Origin of the sequence: Methanopyrus kandleri AV19 (assembly GCF_000007185.1) — an archaeon.
Lineage (GTDB): Archaea > JAADCQ01 > Methanopyri > Methanopyrales > Methanopyraceae > Methanopyrus > Methanopyrus kandleri.
The window spans coordinates 1,164,304-1,179,363 of the sequence record NC_003551.1 but is presented as its reverse complement, the minus strand read 5'-3'; the positions used below and the strand labels follow the sequence as shown (position 1 = coordinate 1,179,363).

The window sequence follows — 15,060 nt, the reverse complement described above, 5'->3', positions numbered from 1 at the left end:
GGGTATGGAGATCAGAAAGCTGAGGGTGGCGGTCCAGCTTATCTCCGCCGGTGTGGCCGCCGTCGGTGTAGCGTTCGGGCTCAAGGTTGTGGTACCCGGGATCGCGGCGGGCTGCGCCGGTATCATCGACACGGGTACCATGCTCCTGGCCTTGCCGGTCGTGGCGGCCGGGCTCGTGACCCTGACGCAGCTAGCGGCGGTCGCACTGGTGGGTTGGGTCGTACCGGCGATTCTCGTCGGAGGCGCCGTCTGCGGTTGGATATGTCCCCTCGTACTCGTCCAAGACGCGCTCGCGGGTCTCGGTAGGAAACTGGGCCTGACCGTGCACCGCCCACCCGGTCATGGGGTGCTCCTGTACCTGAGGTACGTGATCTTGGCCGCCACCTTGGTGCTCGGACCATTCGCCGCGTACAAGCTCTGGTACAAGATCTGCCCGATGCACTACCTATCCTACATCCTGTTGGGACGGCAGGAGATCGGCCTTTACTCGGTGCTCAAGATGTCGGCGGCGTTCGGTATACTGGGGGCGTCCGTGTTCGTTCCCCGGTTCGTATGCCGTTACATCTGTCCGGTCGGCGTCCTCCTGCGTCTGGCGAACGGTTGGAGCCTGCTCGATCCGCTCCTTAAGGGCAAAACAGAGATCGTTCGAAAGGGTTGCAAGGGCTGTAAGGTCTGCACGGTATGTCCCAAAGCTCTTGACCCGGCTGATGCGTTCCCGAACGATTTCGACTGTATGAGATGCGGGAGATGCCTGGACTGCCCGATCCATCTGAAGATGGTCGGCGAAGGCTGACGCCCGGCCGAGGGGGAGCCCCTCGTCACCCCTGACCTCGATCCTCGGTCGAGGACGTTCCGAGTTAGGGTGAAAGTTGGGATGAAACCGTGCGGCTAGGAACCCCATGGTCTTCCGGCCGTACGACTTCAGTCGGAGTCTCGGTCGGACCGATGAGGAGCTTCACCCGGTCTGAACGGAAGGATGAGGAAGGGTCCGAGACCGAGGCCCGTCCCAGGATCGTTTCGTGGTTCACAACGATTCGCGAGTGAGACGGAGGAGATCAGCGGCGCCGGAGGCACGCCAGTGTCACCAGCCCCGCCAGCGCAACCGCCGGGTTCACCGGGATCTTCCTCCCCTCCCTGACGGGTACCTTGCTCACCTTGGGTTCGTGCTCAAGGAGCCACTCCGGTCGGTTTACAGCCAGGACTCCCTTTTGAGTGCTTCCTCGAGGGAGTCCACGGCCACCTCGAGCTTGACGGCCTTGAGGATCACCAAGGGGGATCCTCGGCGTCTCGGTGAGGTCGATGTACGGGCCCTTCAGCCGGTCGTTCTCGACTTTCCGCAGCTGGACTTGGATGCCCAGGCCGTTGCTCGCGGCCGCGATCGGCTGGCTCGGTGTGTGGGGGATACGCCTTCTGACGCCCGTCCAACTCCCGTCGGTACGCTCGGGTTACGAACGCGGAGTCGGGGCGACGGAGCTCACTTCACGATGACCCGAGAACGATCGGAGACGTCTCTACCACCGTGCGAAAAACTGAAAAGCCTCATCGATTTTCGGTAACGCTAACGGGGGAGGGTGTCGTGCTGCAGGCGCTCGCGTTCGTCCTACTTCTCACGATCGCACCCGCAGCCGTACACGCGGGCCAGGTCACGGTGAATGTGGCTCTCGACGATATGGTCTCAAACGGTGCCGAGCTCGGTACCTACGACACATTGGTGAGTAAGCTCACCTTAGACGTCGCGGTCACCGACGTCGGTACGGGGACCACCCACACCGCCGAGTTCAAGCTTTCCGAGGTCCCGAAATCGGTCACGTTCGAGGGCATTAGGGGTCCCGTGACGGTCAGCGTGACGCTGAAGTACGACGGTAAGACCGCGCTCGCGGCGACGTTGTTCCCCGACTGGCCGTGCAGCTCGGCTACTGTCGACACGCCGGACGGTATGCTCCAGGCGCGGGTAGGCTGCGTAAGTCAGTACGTGGCCGACACTGAATTCAGCACCGAGTGCGTCGTGGCAGCCGAGCTCTATCCGGGTCTGCATTCCACCGAGATCCCCGAGGACGCCAGGTACGTCCTCGCTAAGTTCAACGTGAAAGTGAAGGCTGAGGGACTGGCGCACGGGGGATCACGGGCGCGGATACACCTCGATGACGTCCTGGATACGGCTATGGACCTCGCCGAGCTCGTCCTGAAGTACATGCCACCGATCCTGATCGTGGCGCCGGTGCTCGTCTTCATCGGGCCGACGGCCGTTGAGATGTTCGCGGAGTTCCTAAAGGCGATCCTAGTGGCGCTCTGATACCCTCCCCGGCCGAACGTCACGGATATCGTAACGATAAGTCCCGCGGCGGTCCGCCGTCCTTCGGTGCACGGTTTGACCGGCGCACGATCCGTCCGGCGAACCGACGCGGTCCCGGTGGCCACTCACCGTCGCGTCAGCTCGTCCAGTAGCTCGTCCACGATCTCGGCGGTCACCTCCTCGACGTCCACCTGACGGACCCTCTCCCACAGCGGGTCGTAGTCCTCCGGACCGATCTTCACGCCTCCGATCGAGACCGTCGGATCCACCTTGAGGCAGGATTTCGCGATCTCCTCGGGTCTCCTGACGAGTCGGATCGAGCGCCGAAGGGTCGCTGTGACCGCCTCCCTGAACACCTCCACGTAGGGCTTCGGGTCCTCACCTTCCCGGGAGGCCCACGTCACCAGGTCTTCGACGGCCTCTTCCACGTTCTCCCGTAGCCGATCGATGACCTCGGGGCCCTCGAGCTCGAACCCGAGGTGTTCCTCGAACTCCTCCGCGATCTCCTCGGGCCTCGCCTTCCTGTTGGAGCAAGCGTGGCTCACGACCGAGACGAGGAGCCACCGTGAGGGCCGTAAGGCGTCCGGGAGACCCTTCCCCAGACCCCGATATCCTTTCTCGATCCCGAGCTCCGAGCGGACGAGTCCGGGAAGCTCGTCACCGTCGGACAGTGCCATTTCGATCGCCAGCGGTCGGACGAGCCGATCCAGCGAAGGACGTTCGAACACGTTCCTCAGGGCATCGGCGAAGTACCTCAGGACGGCCGCCCCGGCCTTGTTGAAACACACCATGTACTCGGCCAGCTCGTACGGGATGCGCCATTCCTCGGGTGGGTGTTCGGCCGATAGGACGTTCGACCAGTGGAGCAGCGGGTTAGGGTCCAGCTCGTCCGAGACGCCAGCCAGGAGCTCCTTGACGTCCGGGTTCGCGAACTCGTCAAAAGGGTCAATCCAGGCTATCGCCGCGTTGAGCTTCTTGAAGAACGTGTTCTTGGGCAGTACCGGTACTTCCCTCCACTCGACCAAGGGACCCACCCCTGCGGGAGGGGTCACGGGATGCGACCCCGGGGCGGAACACCGTACCGGACGCTTGGTGCGGGGGCGGGGGCCCTCCCGACGAGACGTCCGAGGACCGCCTGGTGCCGACGTCGTGGGCGCACGGTTCCCTTCCGGCGAGTTACGACGCTCTCCGACGGACGCCTCCGTACGGGCCGCCCGGTCGGACCCTCCGAGCGACCGTGGTCCGGGCCCTCCTCCGAACACGATCCGCCGCGACGGTCTCGACCGACCGTCCCCTGAAGATAAGGAATTTAAAACTCACTGGAAAGGGTGCTTCCGCCAACGTTGGCGTCAAGTTGTGAAGCGCGGGGGACCAAGGTTGAATCAGGGGCCCACCGTACTCCGATGCTGGCAACGACCGCCGACCTGCGTGCCCGAACCCCACCGGCTCACGCTGCGGAACATCGCCACGATCCACGATCCCCGCGGTCTGATCTCCGGGACGATCAGCCGGGTGCTGAGCGGGGCCGAGTCGGGCGCCCAGGGCTGGATCTACGGGAAAAAGGCCATAGGATGGAGAGAGAGGAGCGCCGAGCTCGAGCTAGCCACACTCAACAACCCGACGTTCGGTGTAGGCCGGCTGAAGGCCGAGGAACCCGACGTCGAATGGGAGCACTGGATCGTCTTCCACTCACCCGTAGGCAAAGTTAGGATCGGTGATGTGGAGTTACCTACTGAGGAGCCACTGACGGTGAAATCTATAGAGGTGGATTGTGACTCCAAGTTGATGAAAATTAATTTCAAGGACGATGCTAGGTCCTTGATGAGATTGGAAGGTGACGATGATCACTCGTGGGAACTGAAGAAATGTAGCGCGAACGTGAAGTTTAACATGTCGCCTAAGGTTGAGGATGAAGAAGTCAAATGTATTTATGAAATCCGTGCTGAGAAAGAGAATTTTTCCCTGAAAACTATTGATAATGTTATCGAGTATTTACAGGAAAAGGAAGTATTTTCATGTGAGAAGATTTGGGAAAAACCTGAGAAAGCGAAAAGTAAAAGTCGAGTGAGTAAGTATATAGAGATACTTGTCGAAGTCGAGTTGAGTAATTTCATTGACAAAGTTAGCAAAGTTGATGTAGATTACAGGTTGAACGGGAAGAAGAAGTTTAAAGTTGTCGACGCTGAGTTGCTGGTTGTATTGAATAAGGATAAGGTTAAAAAGGAGTTACTGGAGCGATTGTACGGGGTTAGCGGGGACATAGATTTCGCCGATGAGGTGCTCTTCCTGACGTTCGCACCACATGCCAGGTTCAAGAGCAGCACGAGTTGACGGTTCCGCGTGGGACGAACCGGCCCAGGTCGATCTCGAGCCGTCATCCCGACGCCTTCCGTCCCTTCCGGATCGGAGCCCGAGACTCGGTGACTACCTATCTTTAAAGTGGGACGACCACCGAGGGTTGTTGTGAGATTCCGGAAAAACACGGTCCCTGACGGGGGGACACCCCTCGCGTGTCAACCTGAACGGGTTGGAGATCGAGGTCACCGAGGGGAGCTTCGTGAGCGAGGTGTACCACTGGCTTCGGAAGGAAGGATTGCCCGCGGTCGCCCAGGTGAGGATCCCCGGGGTTAGGGGTCGTGTGGACCTCCTGGTCATGGATCGCAGGCCCGTGGTCGTGGAGGTGGGGTTCCCGGGCGTCGAAATCACGGACGAGGACCTGCGTAGGGCGCTCCGGTACGTCCGGGCGATCATCGAATGGAACTCGGACGTGGAACCGGCGGCGATCGTAACGAACCTGAAGGAAGCGTGGTACCGGGACGATCCACTCGGTGAGTGGGAGAAGGAGGAGCTGGAAGACCCGACGTCCGATCTGATCGTGCTGGTTCGGAGGCTCGCACGTGCCGAGATCGAGACGGAGGAACAGAAAGGGCCGGAAGAAACCGAGGATACCGATAGGATGCTGCCGTGAGCTCAGTCACGTCGTGCGCGTCGTGGGCATAACGGTAGGATCACCGGGGTTACCGGTACTCGATGACGCTCAGTGGTCTTCGAGCGGCAGGAGGGTTCGTTGCCTTCGACCAGTGAGTACCACTCCGCCAGGTACGCCAGCGTGATCCCGGTGCAGAAGCATTTGAGTCCGCGGTAGTCGTTCTTCCACTCCACGTCCGTCCAGCACCAGTAAGGCACGTCGTCCTTATACGTACCCTGGAGACCGGTCACCGGATCCTTCTCGTTCGGGTCGATCCGGTGTGCCTTGAGGCAGAACCTGACGATCTCGGTGACGAGCCGGTTGTCGGGCGGCACGCCCGCCTGGAGTAGACCGTAGTAGGCTCGTGCGGCCTTATGTGCTAGGAAGGCCTTCCCCGGCTCCTCTTCGAGCTCTCCGAAGTGGCAGGCGACCGCCATCAGACCACCGCGCGTCGGCTTCGTATGCGCCATGATACAGTTCACGAGCTTCCTGACGAGATCGCTCAACGGGCCAGAATCCACAGTATTACCGACCGCCGCCAGGGCGCAGAGCGTCCACGAGTCGCAGTCGATCTTGATGTCGCCGACGTGCGCGACGGGGATACCTCGGACCGTCCGCTCCTTCTCCGTGAACCGGAGGAGGTTCCACATCAGCTGAACCTCCCGGTCGTTCCACGACCTGTACCCCGACCAGAGGATGGCCCAGAGCACCAGCGGCGTTGTCCTGGTCCTATCGGACCAAGCTCCGGGGCCCTGGATCTGGAAGTAGCCGATCTCGACTGTACCTTCCGGAGTGGTCACTTCCTCCTCCCTCCAGTAGTGCTTGAACATCGCCTCGATGGCACGGTATGCGATGCGCTTAGCCCGCTCTTTGACCTCCGGGTCGTCGACCAGGCGGTAAACGGCCACGATGCCGGGTAGGGACTGCGAGGTGTAGAAGCCGACCCATTCCTTCAGCTGCTGGGCCTCCTCCTCGCTCGAAGGTGCCGTGGGTACTGCGCACCCGAGTGTGAAGCTTCCCGCGCCTAGACTTTTCACGGGCACGTCGTGGATGAGGCCTTCGTCGTCCTGGCAGGCTTCGAGCGCGGTCAGACCCTTCTTGATGAGCTCCAGGCAAAGGTCCCTCTCGATCCCGGCCTTGTAACAGTGTGCGAGCCCGAAGAGCACCCACGCCGTGTCCATGGCCGAGAACCTCCTAGGCTCACCCGTCGGGTTCGGGTCGTAGTACCAGCCCGGGAAGTAGAACTCCGTCTCGGTGGGTTTCTCCTGCTCCGCCAGCCAGTGCACCGCGTCGACTATCTGGCGATGGACCTCGCTTTTGAGTGCCTGAACCGTAGAGGGATCGGCCCTGTCCTCACAGTAAAGCGGTACGGTAGCCGTCACCGGTGCTGCCGCCATCGTGACCGCGACGACGAGCGTCGCGACGAAGAGCCGACGTCGTCTGGGAATCGGTGGGACCGGGATCAACGGTAGTCGCCGGCGCTTACCCTCGGATTTCTCCCCCCGTGTAGGGGCCGTTCGACCGGCCTTCAGCGCCACGATCCCGTGCTCGGTCGAGTAAAGAACGAGTGTATCGACTTTCCCGTCACGATCGGAGTCCACGGGGACCGGAAGGTTCACCTGGGCCGGGTATGGTACCTCCCAGAGGACGTACAACTGGCCGTGGTCGTACCTCAGGGCTACCGTCCGGCCCGGGTTGCCGGAGAGGAGCACTTCAGGCCTGCCGTCCCCGGTCAGGTCGATCAGACAGACGGAACTCCAGAACACGGTGACTCCCGGCTTAACCTCCGCGACCTGCTCGAGTCGATCGCCATGGAGCTTGAACACACGCAGGCGGTCCGTGAAGAACGTGATCAGCTCGTCCTTCCCGTCGCCGTCGATGTCCCCGAGAGCCGCCGGATGTCCGAAGCCCGAGTTGAGCGGGTACACGTCGGAGATCTTCAGCACCGTGACCGGGTCGGCGCCGTCGGTTCGAGGACGGAGGACCACCAGGTAACTCTCTCCGGAGCCCTTCGTCGCGAGGCCACAGGACTGGACGCTCCGCTGGGCGCCGGGTAGGGTCACCACGAGCTCCGGTTTCCCGTCGCCATCGAGGTCTCCGGTCATGACCTTCCAGACCGACCGGTACCCCTTCACCCTCGGGACCCCATGCTGGGTCAGGTCGATGGACCACCGCTCCTCGCCGGTCCCGACGTCGACCGCGTGCAGAACCGGGACACCGTCACGCACGTCCAGGACCACGAGCAGCCGGCTCCCGTCCAGATCGAGGATCGCGGGCAGCGATACTCCGTCCGGCAGGTGGACCGGCTCGCACTTGAACCACCAGAGGCGCTTGAGCTCCGGGGTAACGTCGTAGCAGAACATCCCCGAGGGCGCCTCGACGATCACCTCCTCGTCGCCGTCCCCGTCGACGTCGAGACAGGCGACCGGGAACACCGTCGGGACGCGCGTTTCTTCGACCTCGTAAGGCCCTAGGTCGGCGTCGACGAGGTACCTGGTCGCCCCGTCTCCGATGTTGATCGCCAGGATCGCCCCGACATTGCGCTCGTCCTTAGTGGTTCGGTAGGCCTTGATGACCCAGGTTCCCTCGCGCGTGTGGGCGACCAACGGTACGGAGTAGGAACAATCCCCGGGATCGAACTCGAGGGAGTACCTCCTGAGTACATGACCCGTCGCTGGATCCACTTCGACGAGGGCGTCGTCCCGTCCGGAGTCGGTACCCAGTAGGAGCTTGCCGTCGGCGAGCGTCGCGGTCTTGTATCCGCCCGACCTCCAAGCTACGTAGGGGTGCTGAAGGAGACCGACCCCTGACCAGTGAGCCGCGTCTTCCGGGTCGTAGCCGACGTACCCGATGTCGGCATGTGCGGGGGTCGGTAGGGTCGTTACGACCAGGATCAAGGCCGCCAGCACGGTCCTTCTCCCCCGCTCCTAGGGTGATCTCAGGTCGAAATCTCGAAGAACGAGCTGTGGGTCGAAGGAACGTTAGGAGGGCTTGAGGGGGCGTCGGAAAACTAGCAACGTCAGGGCCAGCGCGACCGTCACCCAGTACACCGGCGGCTTCCTCTTGGGTTTGGGATTGTGGATCACACCGACGACCTCTAACGGGTTCACCCGTGCCGTGTCCTCGGTCAGCTTCTTCACGTCCTCCGCGCCGAGGCTAATCTCCTTGATGACCCTAACGAACTCCCTCGGATCACGCTTCGCCAGCTCCACGGCCCAGGCCGCGTGTCCGAAGTACTGGACGTTCGGTCGGATCTCGTTGGCCTTGTCCCAGTCGAATCCGATGACGTAGGCCTTACCGCCCAGGATCTGCTCGTCCTTGCCCTTACCGGTATACTGGTACCTGATCAGTATACCCGCGACGTCGATGCCGTACTCCCTCTTCAGCTCCTCCTGCACTTCCCTCGGTAGCTGCATCACGAACTCTCCGCGCTTACCGGGCGTCAGGTCGAGTAGCGTCTGAACGGCGTCCTCCTTGCACCAGACGGGTACTCCGATCCACACCAGTCGCTCGTTGTCCTTCAACGGCTCCTTCGCGAGGATCTCCTCCTGGATGTACTTGGCGATCATCCAGCCACTTGTCACCCCGGGGCAGAAATGGTTGTGCCACGCCGCGCACCGCAGTAGGTCCTTCGGCACCCCGTTAACCACCGCCGTTGCGAGCGTGACCACGTTGAACGCGTACCGACCCAGCCGCGAGAGCTTATCGTTGTCCTCGTCCGAGATCTCGAACGCGTTCATCTTCACCTTATCCGTGTACGCCTTCGCGTACTCCTTCACGAACTCCTCTGGATCCATCGTCAGGATGTCCTCGGCCCTCTTACCCTCCAACTTCGCCAGATCCAGGACGACCGCAACACCCTCACCCGTCTCCGCGTTGACCACCGCGATCACGGGATCCGCGGTCTCGTCCGTGTGGAACTCGACGATCCTGTCTTCGAGCGTCGTCACCTGTATACTCCGGTTGCTACCGGAAAACGTCGCGTCCAGGCCCAGCGTTCGGGTGATGACGTTTCTCACCCGTCCGTCGACGAAGTCCTTGAGGTACGTGACGTTGGTGATCACATAGGCTCGCTCGTCACCGTACGAGAGCCCCAGGACCTTCCTCGCGTACAGCAGGGCCTGCTCGACGGCAGCCACCTTCGGATCGTCCGTGTAGGGCGCAACCAGTCCCAACACCATGTACGGGTCGCGACCCGCGCAGATCGCCGCGGCCTCGGTGCAGGTCATCGGGTACTCCTTGAGCCCGACACGATCCACGTTCCAATCGCGACAGAAGACCACGTCGCAGATTATCCGGATCATCGAGTTCAAGACCCTGCCCTTGACGCTGCCCCAGCCGGCCCGCGCGAGCTTCCCGAACACCGCGCCCCAGTTGACCCACTTGAACGTCGCCACGAGGGCTTTGAGGTCCTCTCCCTCCTGGAGCACGAACACTCCGGCCGGGGAACCGCCGAGCTTCCGATTGAGGAGGTCCCGTTCCCGCGAGTCCGGATGGAACACGAAGTGGTTCCGCTTACCCTGCGTCAGGTCGAGGGTCGTGTAGATCGCGTCATCCTTGCACCAGATCGGACAGGCCACGTAAAACCTGACGGCTTCCGCCTTGCCCTCCCGGAGGAGCTTGTCGACGATCAACATGCCGCTGATCAGTCCCGGACACAGGTGGTCGTGCCGCTCCACGCTCGCCAGGTACCGCCTGGGCAGACCGTTCGCCCAGGAGAGGGCTATCGACAGCACGGTGAAGCCGAACCCGCACATCTTACCGAAGTACTTGTCGTTGAAGCTCTGAAGTGCCTCGTCCGTGTACTTGTCCGGATCGAAGCCGTCCCAGCCGTGTTCATCCAGCTTCTGTAGGTCGATGCGACCGTCCGTCATGTACCCGCTCGGGTCGATCCCCGCCGCGCTCAGCAGCTCCCGAAACACGTTCTCAGCGGTCAGGTCACCGAGCACGTACCTGTAGATGCCGTTCTCGTCGCTTGGATCGCTCGTGAAGGTCAGCGAGTCGACGGACACCTCGCCCCGTGCGATCCTGTCGAGCAGGCTGTGCGTCACGCGGTAGAACACGAGCTTACCCGAACTCTCGTCACCGTAGAACACCGCCACGAACAGGTCGGAGGCCGGCTTACTCTGCACGAACACGAGGTTCTCCCCGATCTTACAGCCGGTCTCCGACGCGACGGCGTCCGCCACGGCCGCCGCCGGCGTGTCGGGCGTGCCGTCACCGTCCGAGTCGACCCAGACCGCCCTGGCGTCCGTGATCACCAGTAACTTGGGGTCCCCGGCCGTGGCTCCGAGCGTGGTCAAGGCGTCGTTACCGATCTTTTCTCCCAACGCCCGTAGGTCAGCCTGTGGCTCGGCGAGGGCTGGTACCGCGAGGACCAGCGCCGAGATCACGACGGCGATCGCTCGGAGCACTCCGTCGCCCCCTTAACAACGTTGAATACTATTTGGCGAACCTAATAATACTCAATGATAAACTTTTCCAATTAGTATTGCATATGGCGGGATCTTTAGGATGCATCAGTGTTACGAACTCGCCGTTCGGCTACGGGTCGTTTCGATCGTCGGGACGAAGGACGCGGACGGCGCGGTAACCGGTTACGTGGATACTCGGGGAGTCGGCCCGCGTCGTGATTAGATCGAAATCGAACGAGAGATCGGAAAGATCGGGACGTCCGGCGATTCCGGAGCCGAGATCCTCGCCCGTAGCGTACGGGTCGCCGTGTACCACAACGGCTTAAATCGGATCGTCAACGTCCGGGCAGGGAGTTCGATGACTGTCGAATGGGAGTTCGTGAGGGCCATGGAGTGCGCGATGGCCGTGGCCACGGTGAGGCTGTTCGGAGAGCGTGGGAACGCGGCCCGTCGGGTCATGGCGAGGATAATGGCGGAGTTGCTCGAGGAGGATCTCCCCGACGATCCGCGGGAGGCGCTGATCGAGCTGCTGGAACCGTTCGCGGAGGTGGAGTTGGAGGGAGACGAGCTGCGGGTGAAGGGCTGTCGCCTGTGTTACTCGAGCTTGATTCGCGACGTGGCGGATCCTGAGGAACTCGAGACGATACGCCAAGTCCCGCCGTGTCCGTTCATACTGCTGTTCGACGAGCTCGCGAAACGGAAGGGATGGGACGTACGGCCGAGACCCGAGGCCACACCGCTGTCCGGTGAGACGGAGCCCGGGTCTTGCGTCCAGTGGTTGGTCTCCGACTAGTCGGATACGGGGGAGGCCCCGCCGCTCATGACATGTTCCCAATTTACGTACCGTTCGTAACACGAGACCCCCGCGTATACGTCCCGAAAGATAAATGTGGATATCTTAAAGATAAGTTGTGCGGGGCAGGGAGGCCCGTGTCGGTTCCGAAGTACCTCCCACTCCTCATCGCCGTAGTCGCCACCGCTTCCCCCGCCTCAGGATACCTCGGAGTAGAGGCCTTCGTCACGGGGATCTCCGCCGACCACGTCGACGTCGTCTACATGGTGTACGCCGACAGTGACGACGTGACCAAGTCCCACCGTGTGACCCTGTACCTACCGCCCGAAGCCACGATCAAGGGCGTGAAGTCTTACCAGCTGCCCCGTCGGGAAGGTGACGTCGACGTCGTCTACGGACAGGGGGACTGGAAGCCGGAAACTGGTACCTGGTCCGAGACGGCGAGATCCGACCCGAGGTCGAGCTTCCCTAAGAGGCCGCCAATGAGCTCTACGTGTACATGAGCGTAATCTCCAAGGATCCGGGCACGATCACCGTGGTCGTGAGGGTCGACGATGAGGCTCTTTCCAAGGCGTACAGCGCCGATAAGGGCGCGCGGATCACGGACTGGTTCGGACCCGTAGAGCTGTCACCTGGATCCCACGATGTCGGGATTCACCTCTATCTGGACGGCCAGGAGGTGAGGTGGTACGGGTCCGTGGTGAAGGTGATGAGCGGGCGAGAGCACGTCCGTGATCACGACGAGTACGAGCATCACCGAGAGGAACACGATCACGGGGGAACAACGCGCATCAACCCCCGGAGGAGCGACTTTCCACCGTCCGGGAGTCGCTCAAGGGGCCCGAGGGATCATCCCAACTCCCGGTGACTCCGGTTCAAGCGTCCGAGACTGTTGCCGAGACCTCCACCGAGCTCACTCCGGGAGAGGGCGGGCTCATCTCGAAAGGCGCTCACCACGTACGACACTCCGAGCGAGCCACGATCGGCGAAACAGTCTCCGGGCGTCCTGTCGGCGCCGAGGGTGAAGTACCGAGCGCGACATCCACCTCGGCCGAAGGTGAGACGTCCGAGGATGAGGGTCCTGCGGGTGAGGTCACGCTGATCGATCTCCTGGAGGTGGTCCTGAGGACGTTCCCTATGGTCGTACCGCCGGTGATCGTACCGAGGAGACTAAGGTGGGCGTCCACCTCATGGAGAATCGTTGTGAAATCCGTAACGAACGGGTCCTCCCGCCGGGACCGTCAGACCTACGGAGTCCCGACCTGAACGATCGGGGCCCGTCGATGAATACTGCCTCGGGACCCTAGCCCCTCCTCACCGGGTTCGGTCCGGACGGGTCCTCATCGGCCGGACCGTCGGTACCCGCTGTAGTTCCCGTGGTTCCTGGGGCTTTAGGTGTTTCCGAATTTGGAAACATGTATCGTAAAATTAAGATGTGGTTTCTGAATCGTTCGACGCGAGCGTGATCCGTGCGTGAGTGTGAGTAAAGTGGGTAACTCGTACGTGATCGGAACCACGTCACTGTCGTCGAGCCGCCGTCCGAGATTTCGTGCGATCTCTTCGACGACGGTGCCTGAGCCGTATGCAGGCGTGCGGATTCTCGCTAGGTCCCCACTCTCAAATCACACAGGCCGATCTCAGTTCCTGCGTCGGATCGTAACGTTCACTCCGGGCTAAGGGGGTGTAGGGATCCGTGAGGAGGGCGCGTTCACTCGCCCTCCTCGAGTCGGCGGGCGAGCTCCACCTCAGGGTGGTCGAGGGACAACTCGGCGACCCCACGCACGATCCGCCAGGCGTTCGGTCCGACGTAGCCACCCTTCCACGAACCCTCCTCGAACGCCAAGAGGAGCCGATGGAACCTGTCTATCGGATCCCATCCGTTCGGATTGTCCCGTTCGTTGTAGGCGGCGAGGTACGCGGTTCCGTTCAGCAGCTTGAGGGCCGGTGGGAGCACGTCGAGACGACACTCTCGGGCGAGCTCCAGCACCTCGTGCTTGGGGGCCTCGTCGTACCCCCAGCGTCTTCGGTACTCGACGTAGAAGCGATCGTACCGCGGGATGAAGGTGTTGAAGAGGTAGAAGAGCACGGTCGAGACCAGTAGCGTGATCGCCGCGACCGTGACCGTCGGTACGGAGAGGTAGAGAAGAGTCAGAACTGCGAATGACGCCACGATGGAGGCCGTTCGGACGGTGTTACCGGCGCGCCACGCCCACTTGAGGGCCAGTACCCCCCGACCCACCGCCGCGAGGTAGAACGGCATCGCGATGAGCACCGGAATCGGTACCCCGTACAAGGTCACCGGCCCCGTCGTGCTCGGTGCTAGGTGACGCTCATGTAACTCCACGGGAAGTCCGGCCGGTGTGGACTTTCCGTCTTTCGGTCATTCCGGAGAGTACAGGGAGCGACGATGGCCCGAGCCTCTCGAGGGCTTCGGTCTGTGCCCGCGGTCTCGTCGCGCACCGCCGACCTCCGATCGGCAAGGATACCGCACCCGTCCGAGCTCGAGCCCGGGACGAGCGGGCCCACCGGAGGTATTTTTCGAGACGGTGTGATCGGTTCGGATCGGTGGCGGGATGAGGGTTCAACCTGGCGCTCGCGGATCTGTGACGACGGTGGGGGTCACCGACCGCCCACAGATCATCTCTACGAGTTCCCCTCGCACACGATCGACTACGTGCCAGTCGACTCCGCTTAGAGTCCCCACGAGTCCCGCGATACCGTCTCGTCGAGGAGGGTCGTGACGTCCAGTGCGGGATGCCAGGTCGAGACGAGCGTCCAGCCCGCGGACTCCGACCCGTCCGCATCCCCGTTGAGGGTATCCATCCGATCCGTCAGGGCCTGATGCGCCTCGTGAAGGAGCTCCGCGGCGACCGAGGAGAGCGCCAGGGCGACCGGGAGGGCGAGGACTAGGATGCTCTCCGGACGGGCGAGTCTCCTGGTCTCCCGCCGGAGGTCCTCCGGCCGGGCACGTCGCACCTCGAATCCCGAGCTCTCGAGCTCGGCCTCGAGGATCGTGCAACCGAACCCGGGGACGTCCAGGACGACGGCGTGACCGGGTTTCTCGACACGGGTCAGGACACCAGGTGGGCTCTCCCGGTCCGGTTCTTCCTCGATCGCGCCCAACTCGCGTAAGGTTTCGACCAGCGGTCTCGTACGAATCCGGCCCGCGAACAAGCCGCGGAACACCTCTAGCGCCAACTCACACACCTTCCACTCCTGGAGGAGCCAGGTGATGTCCGGGGGAGGGATCAGTACTATGTGGACCTCGGGAGTTTCGGACATCGAGTTCTCCCCGCGATTGCCCGGATCGTGCCGGTCGTCGCGGGCACGACCGGGCCGCTATCCGTTGACTAAGCCCGATAGGTGTTGGGGGCTCGCGTGACACGGTGTCGACCCGAAGTCGAGTACGCGGCGCGTTAAGGGCGTCCGGACGGTACGTCGGTGACGCCTCCGGATCGCGGGCTCGCACGGGAACCGGAACGGGACGGTCCCGAGGGACGCGGTCGGATTATCGCGGCCGTCGAGACGGCGGGCCTCGGACACCCCGTCCCTCGTCACGGTTCGGCCTCGGGGTAGGTTCCTCATCGGCCCG

At 62.5% G+C, this 15,060-nt stretch carries 13 protein-coding genes; 8 read left to right on the top strand and 5 right to left on the bottom strand.

Features of this window, described 5'->3' with window-relative positions:
* Window positions 1-4: 4 nt before the first annotated feature.
* Together MK_RS06310 and MK_RS06305 are read left to right on the top strand one after the other, a co-directional pair.
* Window positions 5-793 carry a 4Fe-4S binding protein gene (locus MK_RS06310; protein ID WP_011019551.1) on the top strand — a complete coding sequence of 263 codons (789 nt, stop codon included), beginning with the start codon at window positions 5-7 and terminating at the stop codon, window positions 791-793.
* A 783-nt stretch (window positions 794-1,576) separates the two neighbouring features.
* Window positions 1,577-2,293, top strand: coding sequence for a hypothetical protein (locus MK_RS06305; protein WP_011019550.1), 717 nt, complete (start codon window positions 1,577-1,579; stop codon window positions 2,291-2,293).
* Window positions 2,294-2,418: 125 nt separating this feature from the next.
* Here the strand turns inward: MK_RS06305 and MK_RS06300 are convergent, their stop codons facing one another.
* Window positions 2,419-3,318 (bottom strand): hypothetical protein, encoded by a 900-nt coding sequence (locus tag MK_RS06300; protein ID WP_011019549.1) that lies wholly within the window; start codon window positions 3,316-3,318, stop codon window positions 2,419-2,421.
* A gap of 352 nt (window positions 3,319-3,670) precedes the next feature.
* On the opposite strand from MK_RS06300, the gene MK_RS06295 reads away from it, so the two are divergent.
* Together MK_RS06295 and MK_RS06290 are read left to right on the top strand one after the other, a co-directional pair.
* The gene (locus MK_RS06295; RefSeq protein WP_011019548.1) at window positions 3,671-4,624 is read left to right on the top strand and encodes a hypothetical protein; all 954 of its coding nucleotides are present in this window, start codon (window positions 3,671-3,673) and stop codon (window positions 4,622-4,624) included.
* 226 nt (window positions 4,625-4,850) lie between these two features.
* Window positions 4,851-5,261, top strand: coding sequence for a hypothetical protein (locus tag MK_RS06290; RefSeq protein WP_148679737.1), 411 nt, complete (start codon window positions 4,851-4,853; stop codon window positions 5,259-5,261).
* Window positions 5,262-5,263: 2 nt separating this feature from the next.
* On the opposite strand, the gene MK_RS06285 is transcribed toward MK_RS06290, so the two are convergent.
* A complete protein-coding gene (locus MK_RS06285) occupies window positions 5,264-8,170 on the bottom strand; it encodes an FG-GAP repeat domain-containing protein (RefSeq protein ID WP_011019546.1) in 2,907 nt (968 codons plus the stop codon).
* 72 nt (window positions 8,171-8,242) lie between these two features.
* Window positions 8,243-10,675, bottom strand: coding sequence for an FmdE family protein (locus tag MK_RS06280; protein ID WP_011019545.1), 2,433 nt, complete (start codon window positions 10,673-10,675; stop codon window positions 8,243-8,245).
* A 358-nt stretch (window positions 10,676-11,033) separates the two neighbouring features.
* On the opposite strand from MK_RS06280, the gene MK_RS06270 reads away from it, so the two are divergent.
* The 4 genes from MK_RS06270 to MK_RS06255 all read left to right on the top strand — a co-directional run bounded on the left by MK_RS06270 (window position 11,034) and on the right by MK_RS06255 (window position 12,734).
* Window positions 11,034-11,468, top strand: a complete 435-nt coding sequence (locus tag MK_RS06270; RefSeq protein WP_148679734.1) for a hypothetical protein — start codon at window positions 11,034-11,036, stop codon at window positions 11,466-11,468.
* A 137-nt stretch (window positions 11,469-11,605) separates the two neighbouring features.
* On the top strand, window positions 11,606-11,971 hold the full coding sequence (locus tag MK_RS06265; RefSeq protein ID WP_011019544.1) for a hypothetical protein: 366 nt from the start codon (window positions 11,606-11,608) through the stop codon (window positions 11,969-11,971).
* A complete protein-coding gene (locus MK_RS06260) occupies window positions 11,962-12,336 on the top strand; it encodes a hypothetical protein (protein ID WP_148679733.1) in 375 nt (124 codons plus the stop codon). The genes MK_RS06265 and MK_RS06260 overlap by 10 nt, the downstream gene beginning before the upstream one ends.
* The gene (locus tag MK_RS06255; protein ID WP_148679732.1) at window positions 12,333-12,734 is read left to right on the top strand and encodes a hypothetical protein; all 402 of its coding nucleotides are present in this window, start codon (window positions 12,333-12,335) and stop codon (window positions 12,732-12,734) included. The genes MK_RS06260 and MK_RS06255 overlap by 4 nt, the downstream gene beginning before the upstream one ends.
* Before the next feature lie 442 nt (window positions 12,735-13,176).
* Here the strand turns inward: MK_RS06255 and MK_RS06250 are convergent, their stop codons facing one another.
* Both MK_RS06250 and MK_RS06245 read right to left on the bottom strand, forming a co-directional pair.
* Window positions 13,177-13,761, bottom strand: a complete 585-nt coding sequence (locus MK_RS06250; RefSeq protein WP_148679731.1) for a hypothetical protein — start codon at window positions 13,759-13,761, stop codon at window positions 13,177-13,179.
* A gap of 398 nt (window positions 13,762-14,159) precedes the next feature.
* Complete coding sequence (locus MK_RS06245; protein WP_148679730.1) at window positions 14,160-14,750, bottom strand: hypothetical protein; 591 nt, start codon at window positions 14,748-14,750, stop codon at window positions 14,160-14,162.
* Window positions 14,751-15,060 lie beyond the last annotated feature (310 nt).